This is a genomic window from Nannocystis pusilla, from assembly GCF_020073745.1.
In the GTDB taxonomy this organism is placed as follows: Bacteria; Myxococcota_A; Polyangia; order Nannocystales; family Nannocystaceae; genus Nannocystis; species Nannocystis radixulma.
The window spans coordinates 231028-253809 of record NZ_JAIRAU010000015.1 but is presented as its reverse complement, the minus strand read 5'-3'; the positions used below and the strand labels follow the sequence as shown (position 1 = coordinate 253809).

General features: G+C 73.2%; 18 protein-coding genes. 12 read left to right on the top strand and 6 right to left on the bottom strand.

What is annotated here, in order from left to right; all coding sequences use genetic code 11:
- Nucleotides 1-2 precede the first annotated feature (2 nt).
- Both K7C98_RS14345 and K7C98_RS14340 read left to right on the top strand, forming a co-directional pair.
- The gene (locus tag K7C98_RS14345; RefSeq protein ID WP_224192208.1) at nt 3-1565 is read left to right on the top strand and encodes a hypothetical protein; all 1563 of its coding nucleotides are present in this window, start codon (nt 3-5) and stop codon (nt 1563-1565) included.
- Between the two features lie 3 nt (nt 1566-1568).
- Nucleotides 1569-2519, top strand: a complete 951-nt coding sequence (locus tag K7C98_RS14340; protein WP_224192207.1) for a hypothetical protein — start codon at nt 1569-1571, stop codon at nt 2517-2519.
- A gap of 98 nt (nt 2520-2617) precedes the next feature.
- Here the strand turns inward: K7C98_RS14340 and K7C98_RS14335 are convergent, their stop codons facing one another.
- The gene (locus tag K7C98_RS14335) at nt 2618-3382 is read right to left on the bottom strand and encodes a hypothetical protein (protein WP_224192206.1); all 765 of its coding nucleotides are present in this window, start codon (nt 3380-3382) and stop codon (nt 2618-2620) included.
- Entirely contained in the window at nt 3379-3765 is a 387-nt protein-coding gene (locus tag K7C98_RS14330) for a DUF5335 family protein (protein ID WP_224192205.1), read from the bottom strand. The genes K7C98_RS14335 and K7C98_RS14330 overlap by 4 nt, the downstream gene beginning before the upstream one ends.
- Before the next feature lie 334 nt (nt 3766-4099).
- Between K7C98_RS14330 and K7C98_RS14325 the strand changes: the two genes are divergently transcribed.
- The 3 genes from K7C98_RS14325 (at nt 4100) to K7C98_RS14315 (ending at nt 8036) form a co-directional block, all read left to right on the top strand.
- Nucleotides 4100-4759: a hypothetical protein gene (locus K7C98_RS14325; protein WP_224192204.1), complete on the top strand. Its 660-nt coding sequence runs from the start codon at nt 4100-4102 to the stop codon at nt 4757-4759.
- 279 nt (nt 4760-5038) lie between these two features.
- Nucleotides 5039-6295 (top strand): FG-GAP repeat domain-containing protein, encoded by a 1257-nt coding sequence (locus tag K7C98_RS14320; RefSeq protein ID WP_224192203.1) that lies wholly within the window; start codon nt 5039-5041, stop codon nt 6293-6295.
- 67 nt (nt 6296-6362) lie between these two features.
- Nucleotides 6363-8036: a hypothetical protein gene (locus K7C98_RS14315; protein ID WP_224192202.1), complete on the top strand. Its 1674-nt coding sequence runs from the start codon at nt 6363-6365 to the stop codon at nt 8034-8036.
- A 127-nt stretch (nt 8037-8163) separates the two neighbouring features.
- Here K7C98_RS14315 and K7C98_RS14310 read toward each other — a convergent pair whose 3' ends face one another.
- The 4 genes from K7C98_RS14310 to carA form a co-directional block, all read right to left on the bottom strand.
- On the bottom strand, nt 8164-8919 hold the full coding sequence (locus K7C98_RS14310) for a hypothetical protein (protein ID WP_224192201.1): 756 nt from the start codon (nt 8917-8919) through the stop codon (nt 8164-8166).
- A 535-nt stretch (nt 8920-9454) separates the two neighbouring features.
- Nucleotides 9455-10264, bottom strand: coding sequence for a hypothetical protein (locus tag K7C98_RS14305; protein ID WP_224192200.1), 810 nt, complete (start codon nt 10262-10264; stop codon nt 9455-9457).
- Between the two features lie 114 nt (nt 10265-10378).
- On the bottom strand, nt 10379-13528 hold the full coding sequence (gene carB, locus K7C98_RS14300) for a carbamoyl-phosphate synthase large subunit (RefSeq protein ID WP_224192199.1): 3150 nt from the start codon (nt 13526-13528) through the stop codon (nt 10379-10381).
- Nucleotide 13529: 1 nt separating this feature from the next.
- The gene (carA, locus tag K7C98_RS14295; RefSeq protein ID WP_224192198.1) at nt 13530-14756 is read right to left on the bottom strand and encodes a glutamine-hydrolyzing carbamoyl-phosphate synthase small subunit; all 1227 of its coding nucleotides are present in this window, start codon (nt 14754-14756) and stop codon (nt 13530-13532) included.
- 191 nt (nt 14757-14947) lie between these two features.
- On the opposite strand from carA, the gene K7C98_RS44780 reads away from it, so the two are divergent.
- The 7 genes from K7C98_RS44780 (at nt 14948) to argC (ending at nt 22771) form a co-directional block, all read left to right on the top strand.
- The gene (locus K7C98_RS44780) at nt 14948-15937 is read left to right on the top strand and encodes a zinc-ribbon domain-containing protein (protein ID WP_224192197.1); all 990 of its coding nucleotides are present in this window, start codon (nt 14948-14950) and stop codon (nt 15935-15937) included.
- Between the two features lie 348 nt (nt 15938-16285).
- The gene (locus tag K7C98_RS14285; RefSeq protein WP_224192196.1) at nt 16286-16585 is read left to right on the top strand and encodes a hypothetical protein; all 300 of its coding nucleotides are present in this window, start codon (nt 16286-16288) and stop codon (nt 16583-16585) included.
- Nucleotides 16586-16943: 358 nt separating this feature from the next.
- On the top strand, nt 16944-17948 hold the full coding sequence (locus K7C98_RS14280; protein WP_224192195.1) for an N-acetylornithine carbamoyltransferase: 1005 nt from the start codon (nt 16944-16946) through the stop codon (nt 17946-17948).
- A gap of 34 nt (nt 17949-17982) precedes the next feature.
- On the top strand, nt 17983-19209 hold the full coding sequence (locus K7C98_RS14275) for an argininosuccinate synthase (RefSeq protein WP_224192194.1): 1227 nt from the start codon (nt 17983-17985) through the stop codon (nt 19207-19209).
- Nucleotides 19206-20357: an acetylornithine deacetylase gene (locus K7C98_RS14270; RefSeq protein WP_224192193.1), complete on the top strand. Its 1152-nt coding sequence runs from the start codon at nt 19206-19208 to the stop codon at nt 20355-20357. The genes K7C98_RS14275 and K7C98_RS14270 overlap by 4 nt, the downstream gene beginning before the upstream one ends.
- 13 nt (nt 20358-20370) lie before the next feature.
- Nucleotides 20371-21699, top strand: a complete 1329-nt coding sequence (locus tag K7C98_RS14265) for an acetylglutamate kinase (protein ID WP_224192192.1) — start codon at nt 20371-20373, stop codon at nt 21697-21699.
- A 112-nt stretch (nt 21700-21811) separates the two neighbouring features.
- Complete coding sequence (argC, locus tag K7C98_RS14260; RefSeq protein WP_224192191.1) at nt 21812-22771, top strand: N-acetyl-gamma-glutamyl-phosphate reductase; 960 nt, start codon at nt 21812-21814, stop codon at nt 22769-22771.
- Nucleotides 22772-22782 lie beyond the last annotated feature (11 nt).

Genomic DNA, 22782 nt, shown 5'->3' with positions numbered 1-22782 from the left:
TCATGCAATTACCCATTCGCCTCCGCTCCCTCTTCCCCTGCGCGCTGCTGGCCGCGGCCTGCGGATCGCCGAGCCTCTACGACGGCACCTTCGAGCTGCTGCCGCCGGTCACCACGCGCGAGAGCCTGGTGTGGGTCGACCCCGCGCGCGACGAGGTCGTCTTCGTCCTGCCGAAGGGCGACAGCGTCACCACGCGGCGGGTCGAGATCGGCGACGGCGACGAGACCGTCGTCGCGTGGAGCGCCGCCACCCGCGATCGCAAGTCCGTCCTCGCGCTCACCATCCCCGCCAGCGCCAAGGAGGAGGACGTCGACGAGCAGCTGCACCGCCTCGCCGCCCACGGCAAGGGCAAGCCGGTCACCTACGACGTCCAGGCGCCCTTCACCTCGGTCGCGCTGAGCCCCGATCACCGGCGCGCCGTCCTCTACTTCGGCGGCGACGGCAGCTCCGAGCAGCTGCACAACGCCAACCAGATCGCCATCGTCGACCTCGGCGGCAAGGGCGTCGAGAACGTCACCCTCAACGGCTTCGGCGGCACCTTGAAGTCGGTCGAGTTCCCCGGCCAGATCGTCGAGGGCGAGGAGGTCCCCGTCATCATCGGCGGCGTCGCCCACGACATCGCCGCCTTCCTCGCCGACAGCGAGGTCGTCCTGATGGACCTCGACGATCCCGCCCTCGATCAGGTCGCCATCCCGCTCGGCGCCGACATCGGCTTCGCGCCGCGGACCACCCTCCTGCGGCCCGGCAACGACCTCTTCCCCGACCCCGCGCTGTTCGTGCTGTCGGCCCAGGGCAGCGAGGTCGGCATGCTCACCCTCGTCGCCGAGGGCGACGGCACCGGCTTCACCGCCCAGATCAGCCTGATCCCGGTCGGCCAGGCCAGCAGCGACTTCATCTACTACGACAGCGCCAGCGTCCCCTACCTCATCACCGTCGACAATCAGGCCGGCGCGCTGGTGTTCACCGACATCCGCACCCAGGGCGGCTTCAGCGTCCCGCTCGGCAACGCCGCGCAGAAGTTGTTCCTGCGCGACATCGACGACGGCGGCGTCCTCGCCAAGCAGGCCGTCGCCTGGGCGCCCGGCGGCACCCAGCTCAGCACCCTCGACCTCGGCGGCATCGAGGACAGCCTCGGCCGCAAGCCCAAGCACCTCAAGATCGAGACCGGCGTCGACCAGCTCGTCGTCCTCGACAACGACCGCGTCCTGATCGGCAGCGGCAACAAGCTCTACGTCGTCGCCTTCCCAGAAGAACAGGTCACCCCCTTGTCCTCGCAGGTCCCCTACGACCCGCTCGGCAGCGCCCTCGTCGGCGACCGCTTGCTGCTCGGCACCGCCGGCCAGCAGTGGGTCAGCACCGTCGACCTGCAGACCCTGAACCCCGAGTCGATGCTGCTCGACGACTTCATCGGCGACTTCCATTACCTCCCCGGCCCCGACCGGATCGTCGTCACCCACGACGATCCTGCCGGTCACCTCACCGTCGTCGATCCGGCCGACCCCTCGCGCTCCACCAGCCACGTGCACTGGGGTTTCCTGCTGCAGGGCGTGCTCGATCAGGAGTGAGACATGTCTTCGCTTACGCTCGCCCTCGTCCTGTCGTTCGCCCCGGCTCCCGCCGATCGCAGCGGCGCCGCCGAAGCTCCCACCGCCGTCGAGGCCTGGTCGCCGGCCCCCGCCGAGTCGGCCGCCCCTGCGCCCGCCCCTGCGCCTGCGCCCGCCGCCGCCGCGCCCACGCCGATGCCGTTGCCGATGCCCGTCCCGGCGCCCGCGCCCGAGCAGCCGCCCGTCGCCGCCGCCGGCCCGCCGCCGCCGCCGCCCGCAAGTGCCCCGATCCCGCCGCCCAGCCGCAAGCGCACCTGGCCTGATCGGCCGATCCGCTGGCGCCTCGACATCGCCGGCGAGATCGGCACCAGCGTCATCCGCGACCCGGCCTGGCGCGCCTTCGACGACAACCGCAGCGCCTTCAACGCCGGCGGCGGCGTGCGCGGCGACTTCCGCCTCGGCAAGGGTCGCGTGTTCCTCGGCGGCGGCGCCACCTTCCGCCGCTTCGGCAGCTACGGCGGCATCTACGACGCCATCGACATGGACATCACCGTGCGCGACGTGCTCGCCTTCCTGCGCCTCTCGATCGTCGCCGTCGAGGGCGTCGACGTGTTCGTGCAGGCCGGCGGCGGCCCCAGCTTCGCCAGCCTCTCGACCCACACCTACGGCAGCTACGACGCCTACGACGCGTATTACGGCGGCTCGAGCGCCTACCAGCGCAACGTCCTCGGCATGGGCGACGGCCAGGCCGGCCTCGCGCTGTACCTGCCGAAGAAGTGGTTGCCGCGCCGCGGCGCCTCGCGGGCCACCGCCGGCCTCGAGTTCGCCGCCGGCTACACCTTCCGCAGCAAGCTCGCCGTCCGCCCGGCCCTCAACGTCGACGAGGACCCGATCCCGACCCACACCAGCGAATTCGGCGACGTCGCCGTGCGCGGCTTCCAGTGGCGCTTCGGCCTGTTCGTCCGCTTCCAGTGACGGACGCGCGGTGGCGTGATTCCTCGCGATTCACGCCACCGCCGGCCTGCCATCCATCACGGGCGAATCATCACACCGGAGATTCCCCCCCGATCACCTCAGGTCGACGGCCGGCCCGGCGCGGCCACGCGTCCGGCCGCCGCGTCCTCCTCGTCCTCGAGCGTCTTGACCAGCCCGTCGGTGTTGCGCAGCACCTCCTGGAGGCGCTCGCGGGTGTCGATCGCGTGCCGCTGCACCGACGCGGCCGCCTCGTGCAGCGCCACGCGCAGGGCTCCCAGCGCCGGGTCGTGGTCGCGGGTCAGCCGCTCCTCCGCCACGTCGAGCAGGTTCGCCGCGTCGGAGAGGGCGCGCGTCGCCTCCACGTACTCGCGGCCCTCGGACAGCACCTGCGCCCGGCGCACCTTGTACTTCGCGCGCAGCAGCGCCACCCGGCCCTCGAGCGCGCGCGAGCGGCGGGTCATCGCCTGCTCCGTCTGCTCGGCCGCCGCGATCGTCGAGTCGCGGGCCGTCCGTGCCGCCGTCTCGACCGCGCTCACCAGCCGGTTCACATCGGCGTCCGCGCGCTCGAGCTGGGCCCGCATCCCCGCCTCCACGCGGTCCTTCTCGATCCGCAGCGTCTCGCGCAGGCGAGTCAGGCGATCGTGGCTGGCCGCGTACGCCGAGTCGAGCGACGCCCGCGTCCGCTGCACCAGCTCCGTCTGCTTCTCGCGCAGCGAATCGATGTCGGCCCGGATCTCCGCGTGCATCCGCTCGGCGTCCTGCTTGCCGCCCGATCGCCAGTAGGCGAACAGCGCCAGCGCGATGCTGAACGCCGACACCGCCAGCGCCGCCCCGGCGAACCGCTGCGTCCTGTCCAGCGTCACCGGAAGCCTCCGGCCGCCCGCACGCGCTCCATCGGCCCGCCGCCGCGCACGTGCAGGATCTCCTTGATCCCGTCGGGCCGGACCAGCTCGAACGTAGCGATCACATCGTCGCGGTCGCCCTCGAGCACCCACACCTCGGAGGGCGTGAACACCATGTGATCGTCGCCCTCGAGCTGCACCTCGAGCGCCTTGCCGTGGGGGTCGTAGCTGATGCCGAGCAGGCGCGCGTTCTCGGCGAACACCTGGTCGCCGATCCGCAGCGACACCGCCTGGATCGTCACGATCCCGGCCGACTCCGCCTGCGGTCGCAAGTGCTTGCGCGTGAACGCGTCGAAGTACGTCCTCCACTCGTGCGCCGGTAGCTGCCTGGTCGTCGTCGTCATCGCGTCTCCTCTCGCTTCGTTCGCCTGCTCGCGCGTCCGTCTCCGCCGCGCCGCTCCCGTCGGCTGATAGCACCGGCGCGAGGGCGAGCAAGCGGTCCGGAGGGCGCGAGGGGCCGCCGCGCACGCGATCGCGGCCCCCGCACCTCGACCCTCGCGCCGCGCCGTCACGGGCCTGTGATCGGCCGTCGCGCTCGCGCCGCGGCTCGTGCTGCGTCTCCGCCTCGCGCCACGGCGCCTGCGTCTGCCTGCGCGGGTCCGCGCCGCATGGCCGCGCCTGCGAACGCGTCAACGATAGCGGCGAGCACGAACCATGCCGCCCACCATCGCTGCGACTGTGAGCCGCCTGTTCCTCGTCGGCGCCGCGCTGCTCGGCTGCGCCGGCACCCTCGAGCCTGCCCCCGAGTCGCGCCGCGTCCCCGGCATCGCCAACTCGGCCGTCGCGGCCGACGCCGGCATCGAGGTCATCGCCGTCCCCGGGGCCTGGCACGGCTATCCGCCCGAGCTCGACGACCTCGTCACCCCCTTGCTCGTCACCGTCACCAACAGCGGCCCGCGCTCGCTCGAGCTGCGCTACGAGCATTTCGCCCTCGTCACCCCCGCGGGTGTGCGCTTCGCCGCCTTGCCGCCGCTCGTCGTCACCGGAGTCGCCTACTCGCCGGTCGAGCTGGTCTACCCGCCCATGGGCTTCGGCCTCGCCCCTTATCTCTCGCCCTGGTACCCCGGCGTCTCCGTGTGGGGCGGCAGCTTCCCGTTCCGCGCCGACTACTACGGCAACTGCTACACCGCCTGCGAGCAATTCCCCCTGCCGACCGGCGACATGTTGCAGCAAGCCCTGCCCGAGGGTGTCCTCAGCCCCGGCGGACGGATCACCGGCTTCCTCTACTTCGAGAAGCTGGCCGACGTCCGCCACATCAATTTGCTCGCCGAGCTCGTCGACCCCGTCACCGCCGAGCGCTTCGGCCACCTCGACATCCCCTTCCTCTACGACGATTGACGCGAGCGAGCGAGCCCGTCGAACTTGCGGCAAGGGACATGTCCCCGAGGACATTCGCGACAGCCGCTCCGCGTGATCGCTCGCCCGCCGCGCCGGGCCTCCCTTCTCACATGGCTCTTAAGCCATGTCTCCTCGACCAGCCGAAGCGCGCCCCTGCCCCTGCCGACCGGGCCGCACTCCCGCGCGCCCGCGCCCACCGCGGAAACCGCGCAGCCTCGCCCCTCCCGCCCTCGCGGGCCGGCGCTTGCCGCGGCCGGGCGCCCGTGGCAGCGTTGGCCAATGAGGCCCCACCTGGCGTCCGCGTTGACGCTGCTCGTCGCTTGCACCGATCGCCCGCTCGGCGAGACCGACGGTGCCGGCGAGGGCGCCAGCGACGGCACCATCGGCCTCACCGAGAGCGCCGGCCCGGCCAGCGACACCGCCACCCCCACCGGCGGCCACGACCCCGACCCCGATCCCACCGAGGGCATCACCACCGCCCCGCCCGAGCACGACCCCCTCAGCCCTGCCCTCGAGCCCTACTCGCTCGAGGTCGCCGACTTCGACGGCGACGGTCACCACGACCTCCTCGTCATGGGCCTCGACGACGCCGAGCTGATCACCGGCTGGATCGCGCGCGGCCACGGCGACGGCCGTTTCACCGCCGACCTCGCCCCTGCGCTCCAGGGAGCCAGCGCCTATCCGGCGATCGGCCAGCTCGACGGCGGCGCCGGCGTCGACGTCATGGTCGGCCAGTTCCAGGACGCCGCCCGGATCTACCGCTGGTCGGTCGCCGAGTTCACCGCTTACAAGACCCTCACCAGCCCGCCGACCCCGCGCAACCACGTCGTCGCCGACGTCGACGGCGACGGTCGCAACGACGTCGTCGCCCTCTGCCACGGCGCCCAGAAGTTCGGCCTCACCGTCCACCGGGGCAGCGACGCCGCCGCCTGGACCGCCACCACCACCGTCCTCGGCCTCGTCGACGAGTTCGCCCCCGCCGGCCTCCTGCTCGGCCAGTTCGACGCCGACGGCGTCCCCGACGCCCTCCTGTTCGAGTCCGACGCCCCGCGCGGCTTCCTGCGCGTGCTCGGCCGGCCCGACGGCGAGTTCGTCGAGCCCGTCTTCCTGGCCAAGCACCTGCGCCCCTGGGGCGCCGTCCTCGGCGACCTCGACGAGGACGGCCGGACCGACATCCTCGCCGTCGAGCACTTCCCCGTGCGCCTGTCCCTCGTGACAGGTGACGGCGCCGGCGGCTTCGAGCACACCGGCTCGGTCGACATCGACGCCCCCTTCACCCCTCACGCCCTCGACCTCGACGACCTCGACGGCGACGGCCACCTCGACGTCGTCGCCGTCGACGCCGTCACCCCGCTCCTGTTCTATTGGACAGGTGACGGCCACGGCGGCCTCGGCCCCGCCCAGGCGCTCGAGCTGCCCAGCGGCGCCGTCCGCGTGCACGCCGCCCAGCTCGACCCCGACCCTGCCCTCGACCTGGCCGTCGCCACCTTCGACGCCGGCCAGGTCACCATCCTCCTCAACCCCATCTCCCTCTGACCTGCCGGAAGATCCGGGCGCTCGCCGCCACCCGAACCGCCTCTCGCCCTCCGCACCGGACCCGAACGTGTCCGCTCGTCCGCTCCTCCTCGGCCTTGCGATCGTCGCCGCCTGCGATCGGCGCGACGGCGGCGACCTCGAGTACGCCACCGCCGACCCGACGCCTCCGCCCGGTGCCACGCCCGCGTCCGATCCTGCCCCCATCGCCGATCCCGCTGCGAACCCCGTCCCCGAACAGGACCCCGCCGCGAACCCCGGCACCGCGACCGCGCCCGCGCCCGTCCCGGCGCCGCTGCCCACCCTGACCACCATCCCGCCCGAGCGCCGCTGCGGCGAGGCCGGCGAGCAGCCCACCGAGCTGCCGCCCGACCTCGCCCGCGGGCGTGCTCCCGCCGGCAAGACCACCTTGCGCCCCGGCGACAGGCGAACGATCGGCAAGACCCAGCTCCACTACGACCGCGACGCCTGGATCGGCACCCGTCGCGCAGGTCACCGCGGCCCCGCCCTGATCGTCGAGATCGATCGCGCCGAGGTCGGCCCGCACGATCCGTGGGGCACGCATCAGGACCTGCACCCCGACCGCGAGCTTCACACCTTCGTCGGCCCCTACCGCTTCGACATCCGCACCGACGCCGGCGATCCACCTGCCACCGTCGCCGTCACCGTCAGCCGCGAGGTCTGCCCCGCCGCCGCCCAGTTCGACCGCACCGACGCCAGCCGCTCCTTGTGGGTCAGCACCGAGGGCATCCGCACGCACACCTACGACCTCTCCGGCGAGCTCCTGCAGTTCAACCTCGACGCCACGGGCGACGTCCCGCGGCTCGACGTCACCACCCTCGGCTATCGCCACTGGTTCGAGCCGCGCCCCGACAGCGTGCGTCGCTTTCGCGTCGGCCGGCACCTCGTCACCGTCGACCGCGTCATCCCCGGCCCCGACACTCGCTTCGACGGCGCCTGGAAGGCCAGCGGCGCCGCCCGCCTGCACGCCCGCGTACGCCTCGACCCGGCCGCCCAGGCCCCCGAGCCTGCCCCTGTCGCCGCCACCGGCGAGTGCGGCGACTCGCCGGTCCGCACCCTCGTCCCCGCCGCCGTGACGAAGATGCCGGCCGTCGCCGCCCCGCGCACCCTCGCCCTCGGCAAGGAGCTCGTGCTCGGCCCGCTCGCCTTCAAGTACATCACCTTCGAGATCCCCGAGCGCGGCCGCGGCCCCTACCGCGAGGAAGCGCAGCAGATCCCCATGTTGCAGGTCTTCGGCGGCCAGCTCGGCGGCCAGACCCTCCAGCCGCGCACCGGGCCGGGCGTCGTCCGGCTCGGCAAGGAGCTCGTACGCGTCGACGCCGACGGCCCCGGCCCCCACGCCCGGCTGCGCCACGCCACCCTCGCGTGTCCGCACCAGCACGATCTCCCCGCGCTTCAGACCCCGGTCTACCTCTGGCTCAGCGCTCTCGGCCGCACCTACGTCACCGTCCCCGGCAGCGGCACCACTCCCCTGTCGCTACAGCTGCACGTCAGCCCCTCGGGCCCGAGCCTCGCCCTCGGCAGCGAGCACGCCTACTACTCCAACCAGCTGCGCCCCGACGCGACGAACCTCGCCTACACCCTCGACGACCACCTCGTCGAGGTCGTCGACATCGTCCCCGGCCCCGACACCAGCCACGACGGCCAGCGCTGGCAATCCACCGGCCTCCTGCCGGTCGTCCACGTCCAGCTGAAGGTCACCCCCCAGCCCTTCGGCCCATGACCTCCAGGACATGTCTGAACAGACATGTCCGCGTCGCCATGTTTGTATCGACATGTTTGTGTCGACATGTCCTTACAGCCCTATCATCCCTCGCGCCTGCCCCTGCCGGCTCCCCGCCTACGCGGGCTCACCCAGCCGCCCCGAGCGCACCTGTCTCTTCCGCCATGTCCTCTACATCATCCTCCGCGCCCGGGCTGAGCGCGCGGAACGGCTGGCGGCGGCTCGACCCGGCCAGCGCGTCGCGGTAGTGGGCCAGGTTCTTGACCAGCGCACGCCAGCGGCGCAGGTCCTCGTGCAGGGCAGCGTCGCGCTCGACCAGCGCCAGCGCGCGGACCCAGCCGACGACGGCCTGACGCTCGCCGAACCACGCCCCGACGTTGGAGCCGATCGCCAGCCCGACCACCATGATCACCGCCACCAGCAGCCCGCCGAGGAAGAACATCATGTCGACCGTGAACCCGGGCGGGTGCGTCAGCAGCTCGACGCACAGCGCCAGCAGGGCCGCCGCGCCGGCCATCGACCCCGCCAGGCGCAGGCGTTCGGTCGCCCGCGCGGCCCGCAGCTCGACCGCCGCCAGCCGCTGCGAGCCTGCGTACCCGCGCAGCCACAGCCGCGACCGCCGGGCCCCCGCCGTCGCCGCCACCTCGACCTCGCCGCAGAAGTCGCCGCGCCGGACGAGCAGCCGCATCCCCGGCTGCTGCGCGCGCGTCCGCGACGGCGACGGCTCGGGCACCGACACCACCTCCGAGCGCGTCACCGCGTAGCCTGCCGCCGCCGGGAAGAACGACGCCCACAGCCCCTCGACGTGGCGTGCAGCCGCCTCCTCGGCCGTCGCCGGACACGCCACCGCCCATCCGAAGCCTTGACCGAGTCGCGCATCCATCATCGTCAGGCTACCTGCCCCACCAGGCCCCGTCCAGCGGCGGCCACGGCGCGAATTCGCCGAGACCCGCGCTCGCCCGCGAAGCCGCGCCGGACGCTGCTTTCGCAGATCGATCTCCCGCACGCCCGCGAACGCCACACATTGTCGCCCTCGCCATGAACACCCTGTCATGCCGGCCGACAGCACGAGCATCGTGCTCCGCGTGCTGCGCCGCGCTCGACGATGCCGACGACCTCGCGCCGCGGGCAGCGAACGACGACGCGAGCGACGGAGCATGCCCACCTGCCGCGGCGACGCGCCGTGATAACCGTCCCGGCCACGTGCTCCTGCGAGAGCGACGGAGCATGCGACCTGCCGCGGCGACGCGTCGTGATAACCGTCCCGGCCACGTGCTCCTGCGAGAGCGACGGAGCATGCGACCTGCCGCGGCGACGCGCCGCGACGACCGTCCCGGCCACGTGCTCCTGATCCACACCGCGACCGCGCTGCTCGCAGGCAGCTCGCGAGAGCGACGGAGCGCGACCTCTCGCTCGCCTCAGTTCCCGCCGCCGGGCCGCTCGCGCAGCAGGTTCGTCGACCGCGGCCGCAGCTCCGCCTCCGCCTCCGCGATCGCCGTCGCGATCACTCCCGGTCCGGCGGCCACCTCCGCCCGACCGCGCCGCGTCGCCGTCGCCCACACCAGCGCCTCGGCCAAACCGGCGAGGCCGATCCCCACCACCGCCTCGCTCGGCGCCGAGATCAGCGCGCGCCGCCACACCGCCGCGTGCTCCGGAAACACCTGTCTCGAAGACCATGTGCCATCGTTCGCCGCCGTCACCACCACCGCCTCGCCCGCGTGCGTCAGCAGCCGGTACGTCAGCGCCGCGAACACCATGTGCTCGAGCAGCCGCGCGTCGAGGCGCGGCTCGCCGGTGGCCGCCCCCGACTGCAGGCGCAGCAGCATGCCCGCCCCGAACTCGTCGTTGATGTGGAACACCCCCACCTCGGGCGCCAGCGCCACCAGCGACGTCAGCCCGCGACGCAGCAGCGCCGCGCGGCGGTCCGCCGGCACCCCGGCCCACGCCGTCCCGGTCCTCGGCGCCACCAGCTCGATCGCCTCGATCCCTTGCAGCGGCCCGACCCCGAGCGCCTCCGCGGCCGCCAGCCACGCCTCGCCCGCCGCCTGCACCGCGGCCGGGGCCGCCCGCGTCAGCACCGCCACACGCACGAACTCGGGCTGCTCCCCCTGGACCTGTCCTCCCAGACCTGTCCCTTGCGACACATACACCGCCAGCCGCTCCGGCTCGGCCAATGCCGCTGACAACACCTCGGGATCGATCGACTGCGGCGCCCGGCTGTCCTGCATGCCCCCCGCTAGCACCATCTCGCGCGAAAATACACATTCGCGCGAAAACGCGAGGGTGGCCCGGGCCAGCGGGCGCGACGAGCAGGTCGCCCGGCGACGCTGCTCGCCCTGGACTCACCCCGCGACTTCGGCCAGCGAGCGCGGCGGCAGCGGCCCCTCGCGCATCCGCTGGATCGCCCGCGCCCCCGCGGCCAGCCCCGCGATCGTCGTGTAGCACGGGATCTTGCGGCCCGTCGCCGCAGCGCGCAGCTCCGCCGCACCTGTCCCCGAGGCCAGGGCCAGCGTCACCCCCTCGAGGTCCGGCGCCACCTTCCCGATCGGGTACCCGATCCCCGCCAGTGCCTCGGCCGTCGTCGCCCCGGCCAGCACCTCGAAGCCGAGCAGGCGCAGGTGGTCCGCCACCGGCACCAGCCCGGGAGCGTCCTCCTCCGCCGCCTCGATCGCCACGCGCCCCTCCAGCGGCAGCCGCACCCCTGCGCCGAGCTGCGCCTTCGCGTACGCCTCGGCGAAGCTCTCGCCGCTGCCCATCACCTCGCCGGTCGACTTCATCTCCGGGCCGAGCATCGGGTCCGCGCCGGGGAAGCGGCGGAACGGCAGCACCGCCTCCTTCACGCTCGCCATCGTCGGCAGCCGCTCCTCCGTCACCTCGAGCTCGCGCAGCGTCGCCCCGGCCATCACCCGGGCCGCCAGCTTCGCCAGCGGTCGTCCCGTGGCCTTGGCCACGAACGGCACCGTCCGGGCCGCGCGCGGGTTCACCTCGAGCACGTAGACCTCGCCGCCGGCGACCGCGAACTGCACGTTCATCAGCCCGACCACCGCGAGCGCCTGGGCCAGCGCCACCGTCTGGCGCCGGATCTCCGCCTGGATCGTCGGCGGCAGCGAGTACGGCGGCAGCGCGCACGCCGAGTCGCCGGAGTGCACCCCCGCCTGCTCGATGTGCTCCATCACCCCGCCGATCACCACGTCTGTCCGATCGGACAGGGCGTCGACGTCGACCTCGATCGCGTCGCGCAGGTAGCGGTCGAGCAGCACCGGCTGCTCCTCCGCCGCCGCGAACGCCTCCGCCAGGTACCCCGTCAATTCTTCGCGCGAGCGCGCGATCGCCATCGCCCGCCCGCCGAGCACGTACGACGGCCGGACCACCAGCGGGAACCCGAGCGCCTCCGCCTTCTCGATCGCCTCCGGCATCGTCGTCGCCGTCGCGTTGTCCGGCTGCTTGAGCCCGAGCGCGTGCAGCAGCGCCTGGAAGCGGGCCCGGTCCTCCGCCACGTCGATCGCGTCGGGCGACGTGCCGAGGATCGGCACCCCGGCCGCCTCGAGCCCGCGCGCCAGCTTCAGCGGCGTCTGCCCGCCGAGCTGCACGATCACCCCGCGGGGTCTCTCGACCGCGATCACCTCGAGCACGTCCTCGAGCGTCAGCGGCTCGAAGTACAGCCGGTCGGCCGTGTCGTAGTCGGTCGACACCGTCTCCGGGTTGCAGTTGACCATGATCGTCTCGATCCCGGCCGCGCGCAGCGCCAGCGCCGCGTGCACGCAGCAGTAGTCGAACTCGATGCCCTGCCCGATCCGGTTCGGCCCCGCGCCGAGGATCATCACCTTCTCGCGCGTCGTCGGCCGCGCCTCGCACTGCTCCTCGTAGCTCGAATACAGGTACGGCGTCTCCGACGCGAACTCGGCCGCGCACGTGTCGACGCGGAGGAACACCGGCCGGACCCCGAGCGCCTGCCGGTGCTCGCGCACCGCCGCCTCCTTCGCGCCGACCAGCTGCGCGATCCGGCGGTCCGCGAAGCCCATCCGCTTCAGCCGGCGCAGCCGCCCGGCGTCGAGCTCCTGCAGCGAGCGCCCGGCCAGCGCCTGCTCGACCTCGACCAGCTCCGCCAGCTGGTCGACGAACCACGGGTCGATCCCCGTCAGCCCTTCGACCTGTCCCTTGGACCAGCCTCGCCGCAGCGCCTCCGCCACCGCGAACAGCCGCTCCGGCCCCGGCTCGGCCAGCGCCGCCGTCAGCCCGGCCTCGTCGAGCTCGGGCCCGCGCCGCTCGAGCCCCGCCGCCCCGATCTCGAGCCCGCGGAGCGCCTTCTGCAGCGCCTCCTGGAACGTGCGGCCGATCGCCATCACCTCGCCGACCGACTTCATCTGCGTCCCGAGCCGCGTCTGCGCGCCCTTGAACTTCTCGAACGCGAAGCGCGGGCACTTCACCACCACGTAGTCGATCGCCGGCTCGAACGACGCCGGCGTCACGCGCGTGATCTCGTTGCCGAGCTCGTCGAGCGTGTAGCCGACGGCCAGGCGGGCCGCGACCTTGGCGATCGGGAACCCGGTCGCCTTGCTGGCCAGCGCCGAGCTGCGGGACACCCGGGGGTTCATCTCGATCACCACCATCCGCCCGGTCTTCGGGTCGAGGGCGAACTGCACGTTCGACCCGCCGGTCTCGACCCCGATCTCGCGGATCACCGCGAACGACGCCTCGCGCATCCGCTGGTACTCCTTGTCGGTCAGCGTCAGGGCCGGCGCCACCGTGATCGAGTCGCCGGTGTGCACGCCCATCGGGTCGACGTTCTCGATCGCGCACACGATCACGCAATTGTCCGCGCGGTCGCGGACCACCTCCATCTCGAACTCTTTCCAGCCGAGCACCGACTGCTCGACCAGCACCTGGCCGATCGGGCTGGCCTCGATCCCGCGGCCGGCCACCGCCGCCAGCTCCGCCGCGTCCATCGCGATCCCGCCGCCCGTCCCGCCGAGCGTGAACGACGGGCGCACGATCGCCGGGAAGCCGACCCTCTCGCCCGCCGCCAGCGCCTCCGCCACCGAGCGGCAGAACACCGCCTGCGGCATCTCGAGCCCGATCGCCCGCATCGCCTTGCTGAACAGCTCGCGGTCCTCCGCCTTCTCGATCGCCTCGACCTTCGCGCCGATGAGCTCGACCCCGAGGCGCTGCAGCACCCCGTTTCGCCACAGGTCGAGCGCGCAGTTGAGCGCCGTCTGGCCGCCCATCGTCGGCAGCAGCGCGTCGGGTCGCTCGCGCTCGAGGATCCGCGCCACCGTCTCCCACTCGACCGGCTCGATGTAGACCGCGTCGGCCGTCTCGGCGTCGGTCATGATCGTCGCCGGGTTCGAGTTGACCAGGACCACCCGGTAGCCCTCGGCGCGCAGCGCCTTGCAGGCCTGCACCCCCGAGTAGTCGAACTCGCACGCCTGGCCGATCACGATCGGGCCCGCGCCGAGGATCAGGATCGACTTCAGATCTGTCCTTTTGGGCATCTCACTCGCTCCTCGTCGCCCGGCCCGCCCGAACCTCGCGGGCGAACCTGTCGAAAAGACCTGCCAGCTCGCGCGGCCCCGGAGACGCCTCCGGGTGGCCCTGGAACGAGAACACCGGCGCGCCGGCGAGCTCGACTCCTTGCAGCGACCCGTCGAACAGCGACACGTGGGTCGGGCGCAGCGCGGGCGGCAGCGTCGTCGGGTCGGCCGCGAACCCGTGGTTCTGGCTGGTGATCAGCACCCGCCCCGTCGCCAGCTCGCGCACCGGGTGGTTGGCCCCGTGGTGGCCGAACTTCATCTTGAACGTGCGCGCCCCGAGGGCCAGGCACAGCAGCTGGTGCCCGAGGCAGATCCCGAACACCGGCAGCCCCGCGGCCACCAGCGCGCGGATGGCCGCCTGCTGGGCGACCAGCGGCTCCGGGTCGCCGGGCCCGTTCGACAGGAAGATCCCGTCCGGCCGCAGCGCCAGCGCCTCGTCCGCCGTCGTCGCCGCCGGCACCAGCGTCACCCGCAGCCCGCGGTCGACCAGGAGGCGCAGGATGTTGCGCTTGATCCCGAAGTCGAACGCGACCACGTGCGGAGCTGCCCGATTCGACATGTCCCCCGGGACCTGCCCTTCGAGACCTGCCTGCTTCGACATGCCCTCGGGGCCCTGTCCTTCCAGCCAGCGCACGGAGCCCGCGGCCCAGCCGGCCGGCTCCGGCACGCTGACCGCCTCGGCCAGCGCCGCCCCCTGCAGCCCCGGGAACGCGCGCGCCAGCGCCACGCAGGCCGCCTCGTCGCGGGCCGCCTCGCCGGCCGCCACGCAGCCGGCCATCGCCCCGCGCTCGCGCAGCAGGTGCGTCAGCCGGCGCGTATCGATCTCCGACACCGCCACGATCCCCGCCCGCTGCAGGTACGCGTCGAGGCTCTCGCGCCCGCGCCACGACGCGAACATGCGCGGCGCGTCGCGGACCACCAGCCCCGCCACCTGCGGCCCGCGCCCCTCCTCGTCGTCGGGGTTGACCCCGACCACGCCGACGTGGGCCGCCGTCAGCGTCACGATCTGCTGGTGATAGCTCGGATCGGTGACGACCTCCTGGTACCCGGTCATCGCCGTGTTGAACACCACCTCGCCGCACGTCCGGCCGTGGGCTCCGAGCGCGCGGCCGCGGAACAGGGTCCCGTCGGCCAGCGCCAAGAGGCCCGGGGTGCTCGGTGGGTCGATCCTCGCCAGTGCTGCAGCCATGGGCCTCCGTGTCGGGGACGCTAGCTAGCGCGTTCCCGCCCGGAGGGGAAGCGGCCGCCTCCCCCTCGCCTCGCGCGCTTCGCCACGCGGGCGCCCGCCTCGCCGGCCACGCGCACCTGCCCTGAAGGACACTTCACGCAGCGTCGCGCGCGCTTGCGCGCCTGCGCTCGCGGGTGATACGGTCGCGAGTCGTGGCGACCGCGACTCGCTCCGCCGCCCGGCCCAGGCCCCCGCGTCCGCCGCGGAACGACCCTGCCGCGCGCCTCGCCGCCCTCCGCGCCATCGCCCGCGAGCGCGGCGGCCGCTGCCTCGCGCGCGCCTATCCCGGCTACCAGGGCCGGGCCGACTACGTGTGCAAGCTGGGCCACCGCTGGACCACCACCTCCGCGATCATCCTCGGCGGCGGCTGGTGCCCCGACTGTCGCTACCGCAACCCTGCCAAGCTCGCCGCGATCCAGGCCATCGCGCGCGACAGGGGCGGCCGCTGTCTGTCCAGCGAGTACCCCTGGCACGGCGACAAGCTCAAGTTCCGCTGCGAGCGCGGCCACGAGTGGGAGGCCGAGGCGCGGAAGATCCGCGAGGGCCACTGGTGCGCGCGCTGCCGCCGTTCGCTGGCCGACATGGACGCCATGGTCGCCGATCGCGGGGGCCGCTGCGTCTCCACCAAATACGTCGACTTCGACACGCCCCTGCGCTGGGAGTGCGCGCGCGGCCACCGCTTCACCTCGCGCCCGCGCAACATCCGGCTCGGCACCTGGTGTCGGGCGTGTCGCCGCGAGGACGGCTGGGTCGCCGCCGTCCGCGAGATCGCCGCCAGCCGCGGCGGCGCCCTCCTCAGCGAGCGCAACCTCCAGTCGCACAAGAAGCTGCTGTGGCGCTGCGCCCGGGGCCACGAGTGGCGCAGCACCGCCGGCAACATCCTCAACGATCGCTGGTGCCCGCATTGCGCCGACACCCGCCTCGGCATCGACGAGATGCGCCGGATGGCCGCCGCCCGGGCCGGCAAGTGCATCTCCACCCATTACGTCAATCGCAACACCCCCCTGCAGTGGGAGTGCGCCGAGGGCCACCGCTGGTGGGCCCGCCCCGGCAACATCCGCTATCAAGACACCTGGTGCCCCGATTGCGCCCACGAGGCCCGGCGCGCCCACCTCAAGTCCATGGCCAAGGACCGCCGCTGAGGCCGACGACGTGTTCGTCTGGCCATCCCCGGCGGCGTGCGACGAATCGAGCTCCATTCGACTCGGCACATTCACGAGCTCGCCCAGCGCGACATCCCTACATACATTCGCGAGTCACCGACCGCATTCGTGCTCGCCTCGGGCGATCGAAGCCGCGATACGCCCTCGGCCACGAATACGCATGTGCGCCTCGCTCCACACCGTGCCGGCGCCGGCAGCGGCCCGACGAGCCGCACATGTCCCCGGGCGGGCCCCGATCTCGTGCGGTCTCTCGCTCGACGGCACCCCGCCTCGGAACCATGTTTCCGACGCCGCCCCGACCTGAGTCCGGGGTGCAAGGAGACAGTGATGCGATTCAAGAACAATGGCCTCGTCATGCTTCCGACCTCGCTCTTCGCGGTGTTCGCCGCGCTCGCCGCCCCGGAGTACGCCGGCCCGCGCGGTCCCTTCGATGCCCCGCTCGCCCTCGAGCCCGCCGATTGGGACGCGGAGTTCGACGAGTTCGAGCCCGCCGACCCCGACTTCAAGACCTTCGAGTCGCGCGACGACGGCCTCGTCGAGCGCGACAACCCGCACCATCCCCCGCCGAATTCGAAGCCCTGCAAGAAGAAGGTCAACGAGCCGCCGGGCTGCCCGGGCAACAAGTAGCCGCCTGCGGCTCGCCGATCCCCGAGGCTCGCCGGCGCGAACGATGCCACCGCCACCGCGCGCCGCGACCTCGGGGCCATCGCCGTCAATAGCGACAGCGCAGCAATCGGCTGATCTTCCCCGGCCCCGTTCGCCGCGCGGCCGCCTCCACGCGTATCATCATTGCGCCCGGCGGCGCCGCAGCTCGACGCGTTCGACCGCCGGTCCCGACCGCCGCCCCACGGCGCCTGCGCCGCTGCCACGCCGCCCTCGCCCGCGCCGAACGCGAGAGGAAGTTCACGACCGGCTCGACCCCCGCGCCCCTCGTCGGCCCCCGCGCCTATTTGGCCGACCGCCCCCCTGTGCTAGAGGAGCGCGCGTGCGCCACTTCCTCTCGACCCTCGACTTCAGCCGCGCCGAGATCGAAGCGTTGCTCGCCGCAGCGCGCGCCTTCAAGGCCGGGCCGCACGCCCAGACGCTCGCCGGCAAGTCGATCGCTCTGGTGTTCTTCAACCCGTCGCTGCGCACGCGCACCAGCTTCGAGCTCGGCATGCACCAGCTCGGCGGCAAGGCCATCGTGCTCGAGCCGGGCAAGGGCGCCTGGCCGATCGAGTTCGACGACGGCGTCGTCATGGACGGCGAGCCGGAGGAGCACGTCCGCGAGGTCGCGCGCGTGCTGTCGCGCTACGTCGACGCCATCGCCGTGCGCGCCTTCCCCAAGTTCCAGCGCTGGGAGGTCGACCGCGAGGACCGCGTGATCCAGTCGTTCGCGCGCCACGCCACCGTGCCCGTGATCAACATGGAGACGATCACGCACCCGTGCCAGGAGCTGGCCCTCGCGCTCACGCTGCAGGAGAAGCTCGGCAGCCTCGCGGGCAAGAAGATGTGCCTGACGTGGACGTACCACCCCAAGCCGCTCAACACCGCGGTCGCCAACTCGGCGCTGATCATCGCCGCCAAGCTCGGCATGGACGTCACGCTGCTGTGCCCCACGCCCGAGTACGTGCTCGACCGCCGCTACATGGACGCCGCCGCCGAGTACACCAGGGCCGCCGGCCGCACCCTCACCGTCACCCACGACATCGAGGCCGGCTACCGCGGCGCCGACATCGTCTACGCCAAGAGCTGGGGCGCCCTGCCGTACTTCGGCCGCTGGGACGACGAGAGGCCGGTCCGTGAGGCCAGCCGGCGCTTCATGGTCGACGCCGAGAAGATGGCGCTGACCCCCGACGCCCTGTTCAGCCACTGCCTCCCGGTCCGCCGCAACGTCAAGGTCACCGACGAGGTCCTCGACTCGCCGCGCGCGATCCACATCGACGAGGCCGAGAACCGGCTGCACGTCCAGAAGGCCCTGATGGACGCCCTCCTGCGCGGCGTCCTGTAGCTCGCTCGCTCCGCTCCCAGGAGCTTCAAAAGCCATGTCCAAAAGTACAGATTCGAACAAGGTCGTGCTCGCCTTCTCCGGCGGCCTCGACACCAGCTTCTGCGTGCCCTACCTGCGCGAGCGCGGCTACGACGTCGTCACCCTGTTCGTCGACACCGGCGGGGTCGACGACGCCGAGCGGGCCTACATCGAGCAGCGCGCGCGCGACCTCGGGGCCGTGCAGCACGTCACCGAGAGCGGCGCCCAGCCGATCTGGGACGACGTCGTCGTCCCGCTGGTCATCGGCGGCCAGCTTTACCAGGACGTCTACCCGCTGCTCGTCAGCGACCGCTACATCATCGTCGAGCGGGCGCTCGCCCTGTGCGACGCGCTCGGCACCCGCGCGTTCGCCCACGGCTGCACCGGCATGGGCAACGACCAGGTCCGCTTCGACCAGACCGTGCGCTCGCTCGGCGACTACGACATCCTCGCGCCGATCCGCGACATCCAGCACGAGCACCACGCCGTGCGCGCCTACGAGGCCGAGTACCTGCAGAAGCTCGGCCACCACGTGCGGCCCAAGACCGCCAAGTACAGCATCAACGTCAACCTGCTCGGCGTCACCGCCTCCGGCTCGGAGATCGACGAGTTCGAGGCCCCCGGCCCCGAGACCTGGCAGATGTGCGCGCGCCCGGAGAGCTGGCCGAAGCAGCCCGCGCGCGTCGACATCGAGTTCCAGCAGGGCGTCGCCGTCAAGCTCGACGGCGAGGCGCTGCCCGGCCCGGAGATCCTGCGCCGCCTCAACGCCCAGCTCGGCGCCTACGGCGTCGGCCGCAACATCTACACCGGCGACACCACGATCGGCCTCAAGGGCCGGATCGTGTTCGAGTGCCCCGGCATCACCGGGCTGATGACGGCCCACCGCGCGCTCGAGGAGGCGATCCTCACCGCCCACCAGAACGGCTTCAAGCCGCTGGTCGCCAAGAAGTGGGTCGAGCTGGTCTACCGCGGCTTCTTCTTCGAGCCGCTCAAGGACGACCTGCAGGCGTTCCTGCGCTCGTCGCAGACCTTCGTCAGCGGCACCGTCACGCTCGAGACCGCCGGCGGCGTCGTCACCCCGGTCGCCGTCCGCTCCGAGCACATCCTGCGCAACAAGGGCGCCGTCTACGCCCAGTCGGCCGACTGGGACGCCCGCGAGGCCGAGGGCTTCATCAAGCTGCTCGGCATGAGCTCGACCCTGTCCGCGCGCGTCAACCCGCGCCGGCGCCCCGGACAGCGATGACCGAGGCCACGCTCCGGCGCACCCTCGAGCACCTCGAGCGCCTCGTCGCGTTCGACACCCGCAACCCGCCGCGCGCCATCGCCGGCGACGCCGGCCTGTTCGCCTACCTCCGGGACATGCTCCAGGGGACAGGTCTGCGCTGCGACACCGTCGACCTCGGCGACGGCTGCGTCTACCTCCTGGCGGTCCGCGGCGCCCCGCAGGTGCTCTTCAACGTCCACGTCGACACCGTCCCCGCCGACCCCGGCTGGACCGCCGACCCGCACCGCCTGCGCGTCGAGGACGACCGCGCGATCGGCCTCGGCGCCTGCGACATCAAGGGCGCCGCCGCCTGCCTCCTGAGCGTGCTCGAGACCACCCAGGGCCCCGCCGCCGTCCTCTTCTCGTCCGACGAGGAGGCCGGCAGCAGCCGCTGCGTCCGCGAATTCCTGGCTCGCTCCGACCTGTCCGCCCAGACAGCCGACATGTCCTCCGGGACATCTCATCCGCCCCTCCGCAGCGTCGTCGTCGCCGAGCCGACCCGCTGCCGCGCCGTCCTCGAGCACCGCGGGATCGGCACCGCCACCGCCCTGTTCACCGGCACCGGCGGCCACGCCTCGGCCGCCCGGGCCCTGCGCGACAGCGCCGTGCACGAGGCTGTCCGTTGGGCCAGCCTCGCCCTCGCCCGCGCCGGCGAGAGCGAGGCCGACGCCGCCGCCGGGCCGCTCCGGGGCCTGCGCCTCAACCTCGGCGCCGTCGAGGGCGGCCTCAAGGCCAACATGATCGCCAGCGCCGCCACCGTCCGCTTCGGCGTGCGGCCGCCGCCCGAGCTCCCGCCCGAGTTCGCCCTCGCCGAGCTGTACGCGCTCGCGCCCGACCCCGCGCGCGTCCGCTTCACCCCCGGCTTCCTCGCCCCGCCGCTGCCGGCCGGCGGCCCGGCGCGCCTCGCCGACGCCCGCGCCGCCGCGTCCGCCCTGGCCGCGCGCCTCGGCCTGCCGCCCGGCGACCCGGTCGACTTCTGGACCGAGGCCGCCCTGTTCTCCGCCGCCGGCCGCGACGTCCTGGTCTACGGGCCAGGTTCGATCGACCAGGCCCACACCGCGGGCGAGTACGTCCCGCTGGCCGACCTCGTCGAGGCGGCGACCCGCTACCGCGCCATCCTGTCCTGAAGTTCACACGCCCATGCCCCACCCCCGCGAGCTGATCGTCAAGCTCCTGCGCAACCTCGGCGGCCGCAAGGAGGTCGAGCAGTACCTCAAGCAGTTCTCGAGCGTCGAGCACAAGCGCTTCGCCGTCATCAAGGTCGGCGGCGGCCTGCTCGCCGACGACCTCGAGAGCCTCGCCTCCTCGCTCAACTTCCTCCACCAGGTCGGCCTCCACCCGGTCGTCGTCCACGGCGTCGGGCCGCAGCTGCAGGCCGCCTTCGAGGCCGCCGGCGTCGACCCGACCGACTGGCAGCAGCGCACCTCGCCGCGGGCGCTCGAGCAGGTGCGTCGGGTGTTCCGCGCCGAGAACCTGCGCCTCGTCGACATGCTCGAGGAGATGGGCGCGCGCGGTCGGCCGGTCGTCGGCGGCGTGTTCGCGGCCGAGCTCGACGACGGCGGGCGCGGCGGCGAGCAGCGGGCCCGGATCGTCCGCGTCGACACCGACGCCATCGACTCGAGCCTCAAGGCCGGCTCGATGCCCGTGCTCGCCAGCATCGGCGAGACCGCCGGCGGCCAGATCCTCGACCTCGGCCCCGACCTCGCCGCGCACGCCCTCGCGCTCCGCCTCCAGCCCTACAAGATCATCCTCCTGCGCGCCCAGGGCGGCCTGCGCGACGAGTACGGCGACCTGATCTCCGCCGTCAACCTCGCCGAGGACTACGAGCCGCTGCTGGCCGAGCCGTGGCTGTCCGCCGCCACCCGCCACAAGCTCGAGCTGATCCACGACCTCCTCGGCAAGCTCCCGCGCGCCTCCTCGGTCTCGATCACCTCGCCTGACCTCCTGGCCATGGAGCTCTTCACCCACAAGGGCTCGGGCACCCTCGTGCGCCGCGGCGAGCGCATCATCCTCCACCAGTCGCTGGCCAGCGTCGACCTGCCGCGGCTCGCCGACCTGCTCACCGCCGCGTTCGGCCGCCCGCCCGTGGCCGACTACTTCACGCGCAAGCCGTTCCGCCGGATCTACCTCGCCGACAGCTACCGGGCCGCCGCGATCCTCACCGACGAGGGCCCGATCCCCTACCTCGACAAGTTCGCCGTCACCGGCGAGGCCCAGGGCGAGGGCATCGGCGGCTCGCTGTGGCTGCGCATGACCCGGGAGACGCCGAAGCTGTTCTGGCGGGCCCGCGTCGACAACCCGATCAACCCCTGGTACTTCCAGCGCGCCGACGGCAGCTACACCGGCGGCACCTGGACCGTGTTCTGGACCGGCGTCACCGAATTCCCGACCATCCAGGAGTGCGTCGAGCGGGCCCTCGCCGCCCCGCCCACGCTCGAGGCGGCCCACACCATCGGAGGCGCCGCGTGAGCGCCCCGGTGCCGCCTCGCCCGCGCCTGGCTCACGGGGCATGTCGCATCGAACAGGTCGCATTCGCCATGCCCGCTCGGACATGTCCATTCGTACACACCGGAGGACCGCGATGACCTACACCCTCGGCCTCGTCGGCGCCCGCGGCCACGCCGGCGGCGAGCTCGCGCGCCTGCTCGCCGGCCACCCCGGCCTCCGCCTCGCCCGCGCCGCCTCGCGTCAGGGCGTCGGCGAGCCGCTGCGGGCCCACCTCGCGCATGCCCCCGCGGACATTGTCCTCGAGGACATGTCCCCCGAGACCATCGCCGCCTGGCCGGTCGACGCCGTCGTGCTCGCGCTGCCCAACGGCCTGGCGGCCGGCTACGCCGGGGCCCTCGCCGCCCGCCCGCGCGCCCCCGTCCTCGTCGATCTCTCGGCCGACTTCCGCTTCGATCCCGCGTGGGTCTACGGCCTGCCCGAGCGCCACCGCGAGCAGCTCCGCGGCGCCCGCCGGATCGCCAACCCCGGCTGTTACGCCACCGGCATCCAGCTCGGCGTCGCCCCGCTCCTGGGCCTGCTCGCCGGCCCGCCGCAGGCCTTCGGCGTGTCCGGCTACAGCGGCGCCGGCACCACCCCCTCGCCGCGCAACGACCCCGAGCGCCTGCGCGACAACCTCATGCCCTACGCCCTCACCGGCCACCTGCACGAGCGCGAGGCCAGCCACCACCTCGGCCACCCCGTCCGCTTCGTCCCGCACGTCGCCCCGTTCTTCCGCGGGATCACCCTCACGATCACCCTCCCGCTCGCGCAGCCGGAGGGCAGCGCCGCGCTGCTCGCCCGCTACCGCGACGCCTACGCCGACGAGCCGCTCGTGCGCGTCGTCGCCGACGTCCCCGAGGTCCGCGCCGCCGCCGATCGCCACGACGTCACCATCGGCGGCTTCCAGGTCGACGATCGCCACGCCGTCGTCGTCGTCACCCTCGACAACCTGCTCAAGGGCGCCGCCTCGCAGGCCGTACAGAACCTGAACCTCGCCCTCGGCCTGCCCGAGCGGCACGGCCTCCCGCACGATCCCCCGCTCGCCGCCGCCTGACCGCACGGCAC